Source organism: Parachryseolinea silvisoli, assembly GCF_021190955.1.
GTDB lineage: Bacteria > Bacteroidota > Bacteroidia > Cytophagales > Cyclobacteriaceae > Ohtaekwangia > Ohtaekwangia silvisoli.
In genome coordinates this window covers 254462-271506 of record NZ_JAIOAO010000002.1, presented here as the reverse complement: position 1 = coordinate 271506, position 17045 = coordinate 254462, and the positions used below count along the sequence as shown (strand labels likewise).

13 protein-coding genes are annotated in these 17045 nt (G+C 52.0%); 9 read left to right on the top strand and 4 right to left on the bottom strand.

The genetic code is table 11. The features are described 5' to 3' along the window. Window positions 1-135 precede the first annotated feature (135 nt). The 3 genes from K7P01_RS10855 (at window position 136) to K7P01_RS10845 (ending at window position 4666) form a co-directional block, all read left to right on the top strand. Entirely contained in the window at window positions 136-2241 is a 2106-nt protein-coding gene (locus tag K7P01_RS10855; RefSeq protein ID WP_267292817.1) for an IPT/TIG domain-containing protein, read from the top strand. 38 nt (window positions 2242-2279) lie between these two features. Then, window positions 2280-3056 (top strand): carboxypeptidase-like regulatory domain-containing protein, encoded by a 777-nt coding sequence (locus K7P01_RS10850; protein ID WP_267292815.1) that lies wholly within the window; start codon window positions 2280-2282, stop codon window positions 3054-3056. 371 nt (window positions 3057-3427) lie between these two features. Further along, entirely contained in the window at window positions 3428-4666 is a 1239-nt protein-coding gene (locus tag K7P01_RS10845) for a hypothetical protein (RefSeq protein ID WP_267292813.1), read from the top strand. A gap of 27 nt (window positions 4667-4693) precedes the next feature. Here the strand turns inward: K7P01_RS10845 and K7P01_RS10840 are convergent, their stop codons facing one another. The 3 genes from K7P01_RS10840 to K7P01_RS10830 all read right to left on the bottom strand — a co-directional run bounded on the left by K7P01_RS10840 (window position 4694) and on the right by K7P01_RS10830 (window position 8819). Further along, window positions 4694-5533, bottom strand: coding sequence for a TIGR02452 family protein (locus tag K7P01_RS10840; protein ID WP_267292811.1), 840 nt, complete (start codon window positions 5531-5533; stop codon window positions 4694-4696). A gap of 175 nt (window positions 5534-5708) precedes the next feature. Next, window positions 5709-6281: a pentapeptide repeat-containing protein gene (locus K7P01_RS10835; RefSeq protein ID WP_267292809.1), complete on the bottom strand. Its 573-nt coding sequence runs from the start codon at window positions 6279-6281 to the stop codon at window positions 5709-5711. A 63-nt stretch (window positions 6282-6344) separates the two neighbouring features. Beyond that, entirely contained in the window at window positions 6345-8819 is a 2475-nt protein-coding gene (locus K7P01_RS10830; protein WP_267292807.1) for an ABC transporter permease, read from the bottom strand. 565 nt (window positions 8820-9384) lie between these two features. Here K7P01_RS10830 and K7P01_RS10825 point away from each other — a divergent pair. The 3 genes from K7P01_RS10825 (at window position 9385) to K7P01_RS10815 (ending at window position 10878) form a co-directional block, all read left to right on the top strand. After that, window positions 9385-9732 (top strand): hypothetical protein, encoded by a 348-nt coding sequence (locus tag K7P01_RS10825; protein WP_267292805.1) that lies wholly within the window; start codon window positions 9385-9387, stop codon window positions 9730-9732. 268 nt (window positions 9733-10000) lie between these two features. After that, window positions 10001-10345: a c-type cytochrome gene (locus K7P01_RS10820; protein ID WP_267292803.1), complete on the top strand. Its 345-nt coding sequence runs from the start codon at window positions 10001-10003 to the stop codon at window positions 10343-10345. A gap of 26 nt (window positions 10346-10371) precedes the next feature. Continuing rightward, window positions 10372-10878 carry an anthrone oxygenase family protein gene (locus K7P01_RS10815; RefSeq protein WP_267292801.1) on the top strand — a complete coding sequence of 169 codons (507 nt, stop codon included), beginning with the start codon at window positions 10372-10374 and terminating at the stop codon, window positions 10876-10878. 3 nt (window positions 10879-10881) lie between these two features. Here K7P01_RS10815 and K7P01_RS10810 read toward each other — a convergent pair whose 3' ends face one another. Further along, window positions 10882-11373 carry a hypothetical protein gene (locus K7P01_RS10810; RefSeq protein ID WP_267292799.1) on the bottom strand — a complete coding sequence of 164 codons (492 nt, stop codon included), beginning with the start codon at window positions 11371-11373 and terminating at the stop codon, window positions 10882-10884. Window positions 11374-11466: 93 nt separating this feature from the next. On the opposite strand from K7P01_RS10810, the gene K7P01_RS10805 reads away from it, so the two are divergent. The 3 genes from K7P01_RS10805 (at window position 11467) to K7P01_RS10795 (ending at window position 17012) form a co-directional block, all read left to right on the top strand. Then, window positions 11467-12438, top strand: a complete 972-nt coding sequence (locus tag K7P01_RS10805) for an ADP-ribosylglycohydrolase family protein (protein WP_267292797.1) — start codon at window positions 11467-11469, stop codon at window positions 12436-12438. A 432-nt stretch (window positions 12439-12870) separates the two neighbouring features. Next, the gene (locus tag K7P01_RS10800; RefSeq protein WP_267292795.1) at window positions 12871-14850 is read left to right on the top strand and encodes a glycosyl hydrolase family 18 protein; all 1980 of its coding nucleotides are present in this window, start codon (window positions 12871-12873) and stop codon (window positions 14848-14850) included. Between the two features lie 11 nt (window positions 14851-14861). After that, the gene (locus K7P01_RS10795) at window positions 14862-17012 is read left to right on the top strand and encodes a discoidin domain-containing protein (protein WP_267292793.1); all 2151 of its coding nucleotides are present in this window, start codon (window positions 14862-14864) and stop codon (window positions 17010-17012) included. The last annotated feature ends 33 nt before the right edge of the window (window positions 17013-17045 follow it).

Here is a 17045-nt window from a genome sequence, read left to right as displayed (position 1 = left end):
TTTTCTTCGCTCTTGCTCCCACACGCACACTGCCTGGTCCCTATCCTCCAACCTGGGGTATATTCCACCACGCCCCCCGTTCATGTAGTTAACTACCCGCCCGGTTAGCCGTATCCATTACACAAAACCTGTGCGATGAAAAACCTCCTGTACCTTCTGCTGTGCATCACACTTCTATCCAGCTGCCACGACGATGACGGCGCAACCCCCGGCGATCCCGTTGACCCGATCACAAACGAGGCTCGCATGGAAACCCTCGAATCCTGTCGCGCCAAATACGAATTCTTGCTGGCCGCAGACGAAACAACTGCATCACAACAATTAGTAGACTGGCTCAAAACACAACCCACCATAGCCGATGCCGGGATCGCCGAAGAAGCAAACAACGTGTGGGCCTACTTCCCTGACGGCCGCTCCATCATGTTTGTCAACAACCTAAAGCGAGTACCCGAAGGCCAACAAGGCGGACGGCAGAAGCCAGCAGACGTAGCTGGCGGGTCGCCTGTCTACAGCACGGATCCAACGGCCCGGCCACAAGAGCTGCCAAAACACAAGAAAGTGACGCTTCTCAACGGCATGGGTACTGGCTTCATCGATCCTACAGCGGCCATAAAGCAGATCTTTGCTAAATCCAAAAGCGATTACGGCATACACAGCGACATCGCTTCCGTGGAGAACCTGAAAAAGATCGGTAACGACCACGCCATCTTTTACCTCAGCACCCACGGTGGCGCCACCGACCTGCGACAAGTAGGCGGCAAACAAATCCCCGCGACGCTCGGCTTCTGGACAACCGACAAGTGTACGCCCGCAAATGAAGCCGCCTTCAAAGACGACCTCGATAACTTACGCCTAGGCTACATGGTCGCCGCGAACGACGAGCCCTCGCCGGGAAACGTAACGGTGGAGAAGCACTATGCTTTTACCGCCGCCTTTGTCAAAGAACACATGAGCTTTGGTGAGAACGCGCTGATATATTTTACAGCGTGCAACGGCTTTCGCGAAATGCCCAGTGGCATAGAATTCCGCGAGACTGTCATCAGCAAAGCCGAGAACAAACATGCGGCCTACCTCGGCTGGACAAAACCCATCTATGAATCCGACGGCTATGTTGCCGCCAAGTTCGTATTCGACCGCCTGCTCGGCGCCAACGCCCCCAGTGGTGGCTCAAGCTTTCCCATTCCCCAGGAAGATCCTTTTCAGCGCCCGTTCGACATCGACGCCGTCATGAAAGACATGGCGACCAAGGGATTGAATGTGTCGGACGTAAAAGAGGGCAACGTCGTAGAGCAGTCTGTCTTTAAATGCTACAACAAGATTAGCCCGGATACACGCTTCGTCCTTACCCCCAGCATTGCTTACCTCGAGATGTACGAGTACTTTGACTGGCTCTACATCTGGGGCATCTTCGGCGATGACCCCGGCGCCAGTGAGCGTACCGTTACGATCGATGGCGTGAAAGTAGAAGTAGTAGACTGGTCGCGCGATCAGATTCAGTGTAAGATCCCTTCGTCGGGCAAAGGTTCTGCGGGCGATGTCGTCGTCACGATCCGTGATCACGAGAGTAACCCACGCCGCTTAACGGAGTGGCGCGGCACGCTAAAGTACACCCGACCGTCGGCCGGCGCGTATAAAGAAGAGACGAACATTGCTTTTCACGTGCGCCGCGATGTTGGCTACTATCGCAAGACTCCCGCAACAAATCCCGTGAAAGTTGAGCCCACGATATACCCCGGCCCCGCCCGCGATACCAGGGCTACCTATAAATTCGGGGGTGATGCCAAATATATAGCGAATCCCGGAAACTGTACGTATACCTACTACGCCGCGTGGGGTAACAGCCAGGGCACGCTTCCGATGTTCGACGGACAGCGACCGACAGAGCCCAGTATAATGGTGATCTGTACCGAAAAAGATAACGGCTTTGAGTTGCGCGCGCTGTCATTCCTCAATCCCAAGACTACTCTTAATTCTGTCTATAACGATTGGGTATGTCCCGATGACAGTGGCACATCCGACAAAGAAGAAGTTGCCATGAGCCTTGAAAGTCCCACCGAAAAGTTTCAGCTTTTTAACCTGGTGTTCGACGCAACGTTTAACATCCAGCCTGGTAAGATCCAGGACAAAGGTGATGACCGCTCCCTCATTGAGTATGACGGCGACAGACCGGAGTTTACCATCACATTGGAGTGGGGCACGATCGCGCCAAACTTTCCGCCCGATCCGGATCAGCCGCAGTAGTACTATGCACGTTCATCACTAAAATTTCTTTATAACCCATGCTCTACACAAACACATCCGCCATGAAGGCTATGCTTTGCCTCGTGGCTACGCTCGCGCTCACCACCGCTTGTAGCGACGATGACGAAGCGTCGGAAGACACCGTCAATCCACGCGAAGGCTACATCACCGGCAAAGTAGTCGATACACAGGGTAACCCCATAGCGGGTGCCGAAGTGGTAATCGACAATACGATGTTTTACAATAACAACATTATCGTACAAACAAACGCAGGCGGTATATACGAGGCGGCCTTGCCGACCGTCGGAACATACGCGGTATCCGCTTCCATACAACGTACGTTAAATGACAAAACGTATACACTAGACCTTGCATCCGACATGACGGATGTGTTGAGCAACGAAGGCGGTGTCGTTAATTTTGAATGGAGGCTTACGGGTAAAAAGCAGGAAGAGATGACGGGCTATTTTGGCGCCAGCGTTAGCGTCAATGGTGCTATCGGGAGTGAGATATATGATCCGGAAAATATTATCTTTACGCTGGAACCCGTTGGTGAGTTGATCGACGGATCCGAAGGCAAAACATTAACGATGCGTACAGGCGAGCCGTATTCAGCAGAGTATGGCAGCCTGGTTGACATTCCCCTCGGCCGATATATAATGACGGCTTCGTACGAACGGGACGGGAAGATGATTTCTTTGAAGATTAGGAACATGTTTGATGCATCGTCTGTTTATTCCACGAGGTTTCAGCTGAATTTTGAGCCTGAGACGATGGCCGGCGATAACATGGCAATCATTGAATACCTGGAATAAACTTATCCACAATTTCCCCAAAATTGTATTCCCGGCAGACTCCACGACCCGGCGAATAACCTTCCATCAGTCATACTCTGAATTTTCGGGGAGTAGCAAAGGACCTCGGATAGTCACCGTACAAATCAGGTGTCAAGTGTATCATCTGCCTAATTATTAAATAGATACCCAATAATTAAAAAGTAGATTAGTAATAGATATTCAATACTATATATGGTATTCAATATCTGATGCTAAAAACCATAGCAGAAAAATTTTATCAATTCAATTGATAGGCTTGAGACATACTTTTGCTATCTTCGATTTATACTCCGTTCTGACCCCGGCGGCTGTTTAGAGTAATGTATTCGTTGAACAAAACCGTTTAGTCTATGGCCTTCTTAGAGGGATTGAAATTCACCGGGAAACTAGGCGAATTGAGCGCCTATCGTATGCGCGGATGTTCCAAAATCGTCGTCCGCCGCAAGGGCGGGCCTTCCGCGGAGCAAATCAAAAAAAGCCCCAATTTTGCCAATACCCGGTATACAATGTCGGAGTTTGGAGGTTGCTCGCGCATGGGTAAACATGTGCGCTATGCGTTGCATCCGCTCAAGGCGTTAGCCGACAACAACTTTGGCAGCGATATCAACAGCGTCATGCGCAAGGTACAACTTCAGGATAAAACAAGCCTGTGGGGACGCCGGGATATTATACTCTCAGACTATGCACGGATCCTGGAAGGATTTCCCCTGAATACGGAAAACCCTACGTTCGATTCCGTGGTGCGCAATCCGGTATACTATACGATTGATCGCGAACGTCGCGCAGCGACGGTGGATATACCCCACCTGTTGCGCAGTATCAATTACTTCCCGCAGAATAACCACGCGATGTTCCGCGTTATTGTCACCTTGGGTGTTGTGCCCGACATGACGTTCGATACGGTGTCGCGCGAGTTCCAGCCGCCCAAATGGTTTGACGCGGGCTACTTCCCGACCGAAACCTCTACAACGTGGTATCCTTCGTTGGAAGGTATGCCTGCCACCACATTGGCGCTCGAAGTGAACGAAACGCCGCCAGACAATGGTTGGTCGCTGATGTTGTCCATCGGTATACAGTATGGCGCTTTGCACGAAGGTGGCGAGATCAAAGAGGTGAAACGTTTTGGTGCGGCAAAGATCGTCGCCTTACGCGGACGAGACAACGGTAGTAGTGATGCGTCGTCGATTGGGGAGGAAAAGCTGACATCCGGATTGGTTGAAACACCTGCGGATGTGGAGTCCGAAGCTGCACCACACGATAATACGCCCACTGCTTCCATAGCTGTCTCTACACAGACGTTTAGCTATCATTATGTTTCAACTTCTGCGCCGACGACCGAACCGGAAGCCGCGACGTATACATACTCTTATACGATAGTTGATACAACCACAGCGACATCCAGGCCCGTAAAGCGGAAGGTAGAAAAGTCGCCTGCTTCGTTCGTCGAAGCGAAAAAGCCGAAGGTGATCCAGGATAACAAGCGTGGCGTCGAGCAATGGTGCATGACTGGTGGACCATTGTATGGCAATGAAATTCCTACGGTCGTAGCGTCTCCGCGATATATAATGTTGGGGCAGTGGCGATTGTAGCCTGCAGGATATCACCGACATCCGCTCTTATGCAAAATGGCGCCGGAACGGTTCGATAAATCTCTCCTCGTTTGACTTGATTGCAAAAACGATCCGTTCAAAGCGATTTTTGAATTTTCCATCTTTTAGATGCTGTGCAAAATAACCGGCCACATCTTCAGGATCATTCTGAAATACACCGCAGCCCCAGGCGCCCAGCACGAGCGTCTTATGGCCGTGGAGCAATGAGACTGCCAGCACTTTCTCCATGCGCCGCATCATGACGGGTGCAATGTGCACGACGTTATTCGGCTCATTTCGCGTGACAGCGCCGGCGTTCACCGCGGGCGACGTGATGATCGATAGTCGGTAGAAGTCACCCAGGACATCGCCGTCATCGTCCTTCCAGACTGGTACGTCCGGCGAGTAGATCATGGCGTCGGTATATAAACAAGTGTCGAGGCCGCGGTTTGTTTGGTAAAAGTCCATGTGATGCGTAATCGATTCGTACAGTCCGCTCGAACGCGCGATGCTTTCTTCCTGGGCCTGGCTGCCATTCAGGAAACCACCGCCGGGATTTTTAGCCGATGCAAAGTTCAGGCACATCACTGACGGAGCTCCGGTTATTACCAGCTGCCGGCATGCCTCCAATGACGTAGCGCCGGTCACTTCAAAACGTGTAGTGCCAGTAGGTTGTGTTGCCAGTAGGCTGGCGAGCTGCGCCGGGACGGCGTCGAGCATCGACTCGGTATAATGGACGGAGGATTTGACGCTGCGTTGCTGGTCTTCCTGTATGGAGACGGTTTTGCCTTGGCGGTTTACGTAATAGCCTTGCTTGATAATACGGAGGCTATCTTCCGCAATCTGAATGCGTGTGGTTTTCTTCATAATAAAAAATGAAACGGTTGTTAAAAATTAAGATTGATCCTGCTGGTAACGTGTCGTAAGGAGGATATAATTAAGATATGTATTCGGTGTGATTGGGTGTTATAACGTTTTCGTAGACTTATTTCCAGTCTTTATAAGGCGTAATACGTGGCTAGTGGGCGTTGGGTTGCATGCGTCACTCAATTTTGATTTTATACTTATCCAACAGTCCGACAACACCGCTCAACGAGAATTTGGCTTTGGTCAGGTGATTACGCTCGGGATCCATGGAATAGTTGTAGGCAGTGCGCAGGTCGGCTCCTTCCAGTAATGTGTTTTCGAAGCGTGCACCCAGTAGGTCGCAGTCGTCGAATTTGGCGTTGGTCAGGTCGGTTTCGATGAACTCGGCTTCTTGCAGTTTACAGTCTTTGAACGATGTGCCCTTGAGCTTCAGACGATAGAACGAGGAGAAGTTGATAATGCATGATTCAAAACGAAATGCCAATAGAAACTTGCTGCACTCGTCAAAGCGGGCGCCGAGTATTTTGCAATTGCGGAAGGTTACGTCGCGGAAGGAAGCGTCCTGGAGTATGGCCATGCTAAGGTCGCAGTTGACGAAGCGGCATTCTATGAACGTGCTGCCCGTCAGAGAAACCGAAGCAAGGGTACAATTATTAAACGTGCAGTTGTCGTATTCACCGCGTTCGAAGCCATTGGTGCGGAAGTCGATGCCGGCGTAGTCCTGGTCCTGCGTGGATTCCTTGCTCATGAGTCTATAAAATGAACGGCCAATCTACGGAAAACGCGTCGTTTTCGCTACTCGCTATCAGAACTACTCGTATCGCAGCGAATCCACGGGGTTGGTACGCGCTGCCCGTAGGGTTTGGATGCTGACCGTCAGCAGCGAGATCAGCAGTACGATGGCACCCGCACCGATAAACGCGAAGGGCGATATCGATGTGTGATAGGCAAAGCGCTGCAGCCAGCTGTTCATCAGGAAATATACCAGCGGTACACTGAGGACAATGGAAAGCGCGATCAGTCGCACATAGTCTTTTGATAGCAGTACAAAGATGCCGCCTTCGCTGGACCCGAGTACCTTGCGGATGCCGATCTCTTTGGTGCGCTGTACGGCGGTGTAGGCGGAGAGCCCCAACAGCCCTAAGCAGCCGATGACGAGCGCCAGTGTGGCAAACGTGGTGAAGAGCACACCGAACTGACGCTCATTTTTATACTGGCGATTGAAGTAGTCGTCGAGGAAGAAATAATCAAACGGGTTGCCTGGAAAGGACTTTTCGTAAGCAGCCTGCACAGTAGACAGGGTACGCTCGAGGTTGTCGTGGTCGGTGGTAATGCGCACCGAGTAGAACTCACCGTCGTAGGCGGAACATTGGAAGACGACAGGCGTGATAGTTTGCTTGAGCGACAGTTGGTGGTAGTCGTTGACAACGCCGACAATGATACTGTTGAAGTCATAATCGCTAAACGTAAGCGTTTGACCGATGGCATCGCCGGGTGTTTTGAACCCCAGGGCCTTTGCTGCGGAAGCGGTGATAACGAGGGACGTGTCGGGGTCTTGCACGTAGGTCTGTGAGAAGGTGCGGCCAGCGAGCAGCTTCATTTTAAAGACATCGGTAAAGTTGTAGTCCATTGAGTTCAGGATAACGGTAGTCGATTTGTCGTTTGTTTCGCCATAGCGTTTTATCTGCGCTTTCCACTCGCGTTGTGCGCCGGGCACCGTGGTAGACGAAGCAACCGATTGGACGGCGGGATCTTTCCGAAGCTCGTTGTTAAAAACATCGATGGCAGATTCACGTTGCTCGGGCATGACACCGGGGCGTTCGACCACCAGCACCTGGTCTATGTTGACGCCAATGTCGCGGCTCATCATAAAGTTCAGCTGTGTATACACAATAAAAGTACCCGCGATAAGTGCGACCGACGCCATGAATTGAAATACGACCAGCGCGCGACGCAGTACGATGCCGCGGGTGCTGTTCTTCAGCTTCCCTTTCAAGATAGTGGCGGGCTTGAACGACGACAATACAATGGCCGGGTAGAACCCTGACAGTATTGTGCCGGTGGCCCACAATATAAATACCAATGCAATAAACCACGGCTGGAACAAATGCGCCGGCGTCAGCGCAAGCCCCGAGAGCATATTGAATGAGGGCAGTGCCGCGCCGACCACCGCCAGGGCGACAAGCACCGACAGTAAGTTGACGATTGCCGATTCGGCCAGGAACTGGCGTATGAGTTGAAAGCGCACGGCGCCCATTACCTTGCGTACGCCCACTTCCTTGGCACGTTCCAGAGCTTTGGCAGTGGAGAGGTTGACGTAGTTGATCCAGGCAATGGCCAGGACAAAGAGACCGATGAGCCCCATGAAATTCACAATGCTCTCGTCTCCGTTGGCTTCGGCCTCGTCGGAGAGGCGGGAGGTGAGGTGAATGTCACGTAGCGGCTGCAGCGTCATGACGTAACGTTCATTGCGTTCTTTCAGGTCGGGTACTTTCTCGGTGATGATGGCCGGCAGCTTGGCTTCGACCGTATGTGGGTCTGTGCCAGGGCGCAGCTGCACAAACGTATACATGTCGTTGCGTGTCCAGCTGTTGTCGTAGCGGGCTATGCCGAAGTCGGGGCGGTCGGGACGCGTGCGTGTGAATAAGGTCTTATAGGAGAAGAGGATGTCAAATTTGAGGTGGGTATTGTCGGGAACGTGGGGGATCACACCAGTAATGTGTACTAATTCGTTGTTATTATCGTCGTCCTGCATGCGCAGGGTCTTGCCAATAGGGTCCTCGTTGCCAAAGTACCGGTGGGCGAGCTCCTGAGTAATGACAGCAGTATTGGCCTCTGCCAGCGCGGTGTTGACGTCACCGCTGGTGAGGGTATACCCCATCATCGGGAGGAACGACGCGTCTGCGTATAGGAATCTCCGTTGTTTAATGGCGACGGGTGGCAGGGCTTCTTCGTTGGTGATAACGACATTGTTTTTGAAGCCCATGTTATACAAGCGTGCATAATTTTCAATTTCCGGCAGGGCGGCCGTTAGCGCGGGGCCAGCGGCAGGAAAATTTTCGGCGGTGGAGTGTACATGCTCGGGACCGAGGAACGTATCGAGTGTAAGACGATACGTATTGTCACCTTCGGGTACAAAATCTTCATAACCCGTCTCAAACTTTACATACTGGGCGATGAGTAGGAACACGGCCATGCCGATGGCCAACCCCAGCATGTTAAGGATCGAGAAGAATTTATTCTTTAAGAAGCTACGGTATGCGCGGCTGAACATGGTCTGAATCATATCGAGTAGATGTTTCGGCATATGGCATTTTGCAAAAAGGTCGCCAAAAGCCTGTATGGTTAACAAATAGGCCTAATTGGAACAGAATAGCCATTTTTAGGCCCAGCAACGGACTTTGTGGTACAATCGTCTTGTCCGCTTACGATCGTTTTTTTTTCGTTTCCGGTCGGAGGGAGACCTGTTATCTATCCACAATCTATCCACAAAATATGATTTAAGGATGGAGGTATCCTTATACTGAGAGAACTTTTAAAGGTCTTTACATCATCATGACATGACAGTATGTGCGCGTGTGAGTGATATCTAATACATAAAAATTTTAAAACGGGAAAGGGGAAAACTACTGTAAGAATAAATGTCGGAAGTGAATTTTATAGCAAAAGCACTTGTTCTATGAGTTTTGGAGGTCATGTTGCGTAGAAGTATGGGCAGCGGACGTGTGTTGGGAGCAAGAAAAATTATGAAGAAAATCATTCTGATCGTTAGGTAGTTGACGAAGTAACCCAAACATCAATAGTTATTAATATCTTTTTTGAAGTTATCTTGTCAGGGATTTTAAGAACTCATGGAACTCACACAACGGGCATATAAAGACGAAGTAGAGAAATTCTCGACAGCCCAGGTGATTGATATGATCCGCCAGCTGCGTGATCAGCTGATCGCGGACTTCCTACAGGAAGAAAAGCTTCGTACTTTTTTTGTCGAGCACTACGATGTGAAGAGCCTCAGCCAGGTGCGCATCGAATTTTTGAAACGCGATCTGAAAGAGATTCAGAAGTCGCCGCTCGACCTGGCCCACTACGCCGGTCTTATTAAGCTGATCAAAGAGACAAACTCAGCCGCCCTGTCGGGTGGTAATGACTCGCTCTTCTTTAATGAGCTGGAGACGGTATTTAAGAAGTATACGTACTAGGCGTTACGCCACTCCCTTTTTCTTTAATAACGGCTTTTGGAACGCGTGCAGGGGCACGGGGGAAACAGTGTGAGAGTGAAAGCGAGAGCGAACACGGGCACACTGTTTTTTTCTTCGCTCTCCCACTGACACTCACACTTTTTGTCAGGGCTAAGGCTCCGCAATGGGATCAGGACTGACAAGCACCGGAATTTCCGTCATTCTTGTCGGTTTTGTTCTATCCGGCGGGCCGTGTTTTGAGGTACTTGCCTCAAAAAAAACAACTACTATGTCTTATTCCAATACCGAAAAGCGCACCCTTCGGCTGGCAGGTGTGGCCGTATTGCTGACCTTGCTGGTGTTTAGCAGTGCGTTCCGGCAGGTACCCGCGGTGCAACATCCGGGCACCGGTGAGAGTTTATATAAACAATATTGCGCACGCTGCCATGGCAACGACGGGACCAAAGGAATGTTTGGCGCCCGGGACTTGCAACGTAGCACGTTAGCGGATACGGCGGTGACTTTGCAAATCCAGCGCGGGAAGGGGTTTATGCCCGGCTTTCGGAAGAAGCTCTCAACCCGACAAGTACAAGAACTCGTGACGTATGTGAAATCTTTACGCGTACAACCATGAACCTTCGAACGAATACCCCTACCACTATGACTTTATCCACTATTCTTCTGGTGATTGCCGCGATTACGACCGGTCTTATGGCCGGGCTGTTTAGTGCCTGGTCGTATGCCGTCAGTCCGGGGCTGGCGCGCGTGCAGGATGTGGAGTTTATTGCGTCCATGCAGGCGATGAATCGCGCGATTCTTAATCCTGTTTTTTTGCTGTGCTTTTTGGGGACGGCGTTGCTGTTGCCGTTGGATGTATACCTTCAGTATCGATCGTCGTTGCCGGCACGCTTTTGGTTATTGCTGGCGGCGGCAGTGATATATATCGTGGGCGTGATTGGCATCACGATGGGAGGCAACGTGCCTTTGAATGAGGCATTGGATACCTTTCGGTTGGACGCAGCTTCGCCGGAAGAGATTGCCCGGCAGCGTGCAGCGTTTGAGGGGCCGTGGAATAGGCTGAATGCACTGCGTACGTGGGCGTCAGTATTGGCTTTTGCGCTAACGGTGCTTGCGTGTGTGATGCCTGCACAACAGGATGCTGCGTAGTCGTTACTCGGTAGCTGCTTTGGGTTTGGGCGCGAACTTGTAGGCGAGGGCGAAGCTTGCGGGCCAGAGGATATAAAACAGGAATGGCATGTCAAGCGATACAAAAACAACCAGCATGAAAGAAATAAATCCGGCCCAGCGAAAGAACCGGGTCTGACGCAATTTTGTGGTATAGCCGTCTTCCCTGCGGTTTAGCTCAAAGGCGAATATAATGTAAGACAAAAAGATCGGAACAATAAAACCGAAGAAATAGAAGGCCTTTTGCCACAGGGGTAAGGGCTCCAATGCCCGCGCCTTTAGTATCTCCGTATTCACGGTCGCCGTGAATTTGTAGGTGGCAACTTCTTCTTTGCTGATTTGGCGGCTATTAACCTCTTCTTGCAGCACCTCCAGCGCGATTGGCGTATAGTCATGCCGGTTTTCAAGCATTTCCAGGAGTTGGTCGTTTGAGAGTTTGGCGTAACGTTTGGCCAATGCGCTTTTGTCTTGTTCCATACCCCGGCAAAGGTACGTAATCTTGCCTGTTATACATTGGCTAATTCTTTGCAGTAATGGTATGTTTATCCTTTCAAGAATAACGTAATGATTATGGATCTGCGTGAAAAAGCCGTTGCCGGGCTATTAGGAGTTGCCGTGGGTGATGCCCTGGGGGTACCATTTGAGTTTCGGAGCCAGGCCGAGATGACCGCAGACCCCGCACGCGACATGCGGGGGTATGGCACGCACCATCAACCTGCCGGCACCTGGTCGGACGATAGCTCGCTGACGTTCTGCCTGGCGGAGTCGTTGGTGCGCGGCTACGACCTGGCCGATATGGCGCATAAGTTTGTGCAGTGGAAAACCTCGGCGTACTGGACTGCCCATGACAATGTATTTGATATCGGCATGACTACCCGGCGTACGATTGCTTTGTTGGAAGATATACTGGAGCGTGGCGATTTGGAAGACCTGGAACTGTTGCGCTATGGGGCGCCGGAATCTGACAATGGCAATGGATCGCTGATGCGGATACTGCCGTTGTTATTTCACATTCGGGGACTCGACATCCGGGAGAAGTTTGAGATCACCTGGCGGGTATCGGCGTTGACACACGGGCATATTCGGGCGGCGATGAGTTGTTTGATCTATCTGCGATTGGCGGAGTATGTGTTGCAGGGATTGAATAAAGAAGAAAGCTATCTGCGCATGCGCCAGGATGTGATGGCGTTGTGGAAGGCGATGGAGTTTGATGCTGGTGAGCAGAAGCACTTTGAGCGGATGATCCAACAGGATATTCGCGAAGCCCCGAAGAATACCATCCACGGTAGTGGCTATGTCATCGCTTCGTTGGAAGCATCGTTGTGGTGTTTTTTGAAGACAAATGATTTTGAGACGGCGGTATTGACGGCCGTTAATTTTGGTCAGGATACCGATACCACGGCGGCCATCACCGGTGGGTTAGCGGGGCTTTATTATGGGAGTGCCGGTATACCGGCGTATTGGCTGGCCGTGTTGGCGCGGATGGAGGATATTCGGGCGTTGGGGGAGGCGCTGGGTGGGGTGTATGCTGGAGTGCGGTAACGAATTTACTAGTGATGAGGATTTCTCTTTTTCGTATACAAAAATGTTCCGGCGAAGTGTGCTCAAAAAAATAGAGGCTTGCCGGATTTGTCAATATACTGGGTTGTGACCAGCGGGCCACGTAGTAATATATACCAATCCATTCATATTTTGGTATAAAATAGAAGCATGATCGTGTATCGCGCTTCCGTTGTGAGGTAGTATTCCTCGTTAGTTTGTGCAACGCTGTGCAATTCCTGCGCAACTTTGTGCAACAGAAATAATAGCCATTACTGGTGAAAAGTATATTTCTTGTTGGGATCGTTCCCAACAGGATCGTTGCCTGGAGTATAGTTCTTTTAATAATTCTGCGCTGCCGTTTAATAAGTCGATTCCTTTTCTAGGGCGCTTGTCCCATAGCTTAGGGGCGTATTCACAATAATCCCCTTTTTTATGAAAAGATTATATCTGTTTCGATCGGTATGTGCTTCGCTGCTGGTGCTGTTGTGCCAGTTGGTGTATGCGCAATTTAAAGTTGTGGGCTACCTGCCTTCCTGGGCGGGTAACGTTAGCGATGTGCAGTTCAGCAAGCTGACGCACATCAACTACGCATTTGCTCTGCCGACTCCCACGGGTGGCCTGCAAAGTTTAGGCGGTGGCGCCTCGAAGCTGCAGAGCCTCGTATCGGCGGGTCATGCTGCCGGCAAGAAGGTGTTGATTGCGGTCGGTGGCTGGAACAATGCTGACGATAGCGCATTTCGATCACTGGCAGCCAATGCTACTTACCGTACAAATTTTGTCAATGCACTGCTGGGCATGGTCAACCAGTACAACCTGGATGGCGTGGATATCGACTGGGAATACCCAACGGGCACGGAGTCCCCAAACTTCACATTGCTGATGCAACAGCTTTCCAACGCGCTGCACGCGCAGGGTAAGCTGCTGACGGCCGCTGTGGTGGCAAGCGGGTCGATCGGTGACGGCATACAGACTCCGGTATTCGGATATGTAGACTTCCTGAACCTGATGGCCTACGACGGCGGTGGTTCAAACCACTCGACGTATAACTATGCCGTGCAGTCGCTCAACTACTGGAAGGGCCGTGGCCTGCCGGTGAGCAAGGCTATTTTGGGCGTGCCGTTCTACGGCCGTTCAGCAACGGAGTATGTAGGGTTTGACGATCTGCTGGTCCGTGGTGCCAGCCCGAACGCTGATAGCTTTAACGGCGTTGGCTACAACGGTATCCCGACCATTAAGAGCAAAACCAACCTGGCCTTCGATCAGGGTGGCGGTATCATGATCTGGGATCTTTCGGACGATGCGAGGAACGCCAACTCGCTGCTGACGGCCATCGACCAGGTGGTACAACAACGTGGTGGTGGAAACCCTGGCTGTGTGCCGGTAGCGGCAAGCTCGGATGACGGCAACGTGCCGGCCAACGTACTCGACAACGATCTGAACACACGCTGGTCGGCAACCGGCGACGGTCAGTGGATTCAATTCTGTCTTGGCGCGCCGGCTTCGGTTACAGGTGTGCAGATCGCGTTCTATAGCGGCAATATCCGCACGACAAGCTTTGACGTGCAGACATCGGGCAATGGCACCGCCTGGACAAATGCTGCGACGGGTCTGGTGAGCAGTGGTACGTCGCTGGCGCTGGAGACTTTTACCTTTGCGGCACGTACTGCACAGTATATCCGTATCGTAGGCCATGGCAACTCGGTCAACGCGTGGAACAGCCTGACGGAAGTGAAGATCACCACGGAAGCGCCGTCGATTCCGGTGGGACAAACAGTTTGGCTGCGGGGCTTCAACAGTCAATATGTAAGCTCGAAGAACGGCGTTGGGCCGATGTGGTGTAACGCTACCGTGGTGGCAAACTGGAACCAGTTCCTCGTGGTAGATGCCGGTGCTGGTAAAGTGGCCTTGCAGAATCAAAGCTTCTATGTGTCTTCGGAGAATGGTGAGCAAGCGATGACGTGTAATCGGGCGACGGTTCAAGACTGGGAGAAATTTGACTGGATTGTAAATGCCGACGGCACCGTATCACTGCGCGGTAACAACGGCCAGTATGTTTCTTCCGAGAATGGCACACAGGCGATGACGTGCAACCGTCCTACGATCGGTGGTTGGGAATCGTTCGCCTGGGGCGTGGCAACACCTGCTGCCGCGGCGCGCGTGGCGCCGGTCAACGCTGCGAGCCTGAGGCTGTATCCCAACGAAGTGTCGGACAAAGTGCACTATGTATTGCCGGCAGGTGCCAGTGTTCATGAAGTGAAGGTGGTGAACCTGAATGGTGAAGTGGTGTATCAGGCTGCGGGCGAGGCGCAAGCGGAGAATACGATCGAAGCGGCGTCGTGGAAGCGTGGTATTTACTACGTGACTATTTCGACCACGGGCTTTACGAAATCTATCCGGATCATTAAAAATTAACACAACCTACTATGAAGAAGATATTATTAACGGGTATGCTGGCCGTTGCTTTGTTGACGTCAGCGTTTGCCCAGGCCCCGGCGGTGTTTCGTCACCCGGGTGTATTTAGCAGCCAGGCCGAACTGAACTTTATCAAATCAAAAGTGGCGGCCAACAGCGGCCCGATCGTGCAAGGCTACAATGTGCTGGCCGGCGACTCGCGTGCAAACTTGAATTATAATCCGGAGCCGTATGCTGTGGTATATGTAGTAGGCTCCGGCGGCTCGCCGCAAGAGGCAGCTTTCCGTCGCGACGCACACGCCGCCTATGCGCATGCCATCCGTTGGGTGGTAACGGGCAATGTGTCACATCGCAACAAGGCGGTGCAAATTCTGAATGCCTGGTCGGCGACGTTCCAAAGCATGACGACCGATGCCGGTACGCCGAACCAGCGTACGCTGGAGGCTTCGTGGGCATTGCCCATCTGGGTGGCCGGTGCGGAGATCATCCGGTATTATAACAACGGCGCGGCGGGTTGGGCGTCGTCGGAAGTGACACGCTTCGAGTCTTTTGTAAACAAAGTACTGACGTATGTGAATGGTCCCATCTATCAAACGGCGAACTGGCTTATTTCGAAAGATCTGGCGCTGATGTCAGCGGGTATATTTATGAATAATGCGTCGCTATACAACCAGGGTTACAATCACGTAACGGGTCAGTTGGATCAAATCACCACCGCGGGTCAGATTCCCGAGTTGTTCCGCGACTTTGTACACTCGCAGTATGTGCTGATCGGTCTTTCGCAGTGTGCGGAGGTAGCGCATCAGCAAGGTAGTGATGCGCTGTTTACCCGCACGAGCGGTGCCTCACAGCCGCGCCTGTTATTAGGTGCTGAAGCGTACGTGAAAGGTCTGCTGGGTACCGGCTCGCCGAACTATCGCACGGATTCGGAATGGGCCCGTAAAAGCGCTCCGTATGAAATTCTGTTGTCGCGGTATACCGCATTGGGTCTGAACGTACCGCAGACGCGCACCTATGTGTTGAATCAGAACCGCCCGGAAACAGCGATCGAAGATCACTTCCTCGGCTGGTTGTCGGCGACACACGCTGAGCTGCCGACGGGTACAGATCCCAATCCGGGCTGCGTGCCCGTAGCGGCGAGCTCCGATGATGGTAACGTTCCGGCGAACGTGCTTGACAACGACCTTAACACACGCTGGTCTGCGAATGGTGACGGCCAGTGGATCCAATTCTGCCTGAGCGCACCGGCTTCGGTTACGGGCGTGCAAATCGCATTCTATAGCGGCAACACCCGTACGACGACGTTTGATGTACAAGTTTCGAACAACCCCTCTGCAGGGTGGACGACAGTAGGTGCCGGTCTGACCAGCAGCGGCACGTCTTTGGAACTGGAGACATTCTCTTTTGCCCCGGTCACGGCACAATACGTACGCATCCTGGGCCATGGTAATTCTGTGAATGCCTGGAATAGCTTAACGGAAGTGAACGTGAGCACAGCTGCGCCGACGATTCCGATAGGACAGACGATCTGGCTGCGCGGCGTTAACAATCAGTATGTAAGCTCGAAGAATGGTGTAGGTCCGATGTGGTGTAATGCTACGGCAGTGGCCGGTTGGAACGGTTTCCTCGTGGTAGATGCGGGAGGTGGCAAGATCGCGCTGCAGAACCAGAATATGTTTGTTTCTTCGGAGAATGGGACACAAGCGATAACGTGCAACCGTGCTACCTACGGGGATTGGGAGAAATTTGATTGGGTCGCGAATGCTGATGGTACGATTTCGCTGCGCGGGTTCAATGGCTTTTATGTATCGTCGGAGAACGGCACGGTGGCGATGACGTGTACACGGGCAACGATCGGCGGCTGGGAAGCTTTTGCGTGGGGTGTTGTGGCTCCCGCAGGAGCGGCCCGGCTGGCGGTCACTACGGCGAACGATGTGGTATCGGTATATCCGAACACCGTGTCGGACAAAGTAAATTATACGTTGCCGGAAGGTACGCAGGGGCACCGTGTGCAGGTGAAGGACCAGACAGGGCGGATTGTATATACTGCCACACGCATAGAGGCTACCAGTCTGGATGCTGCTGGTTGGAAGAGTGGACTATATTATATTACGATTACAGCAGACGGCGTGCAAAAGTCCTTTAAGGTCATCAAGCCGTAAATTAAAAGCAGTGTGAGTGTGAACCCACACTCA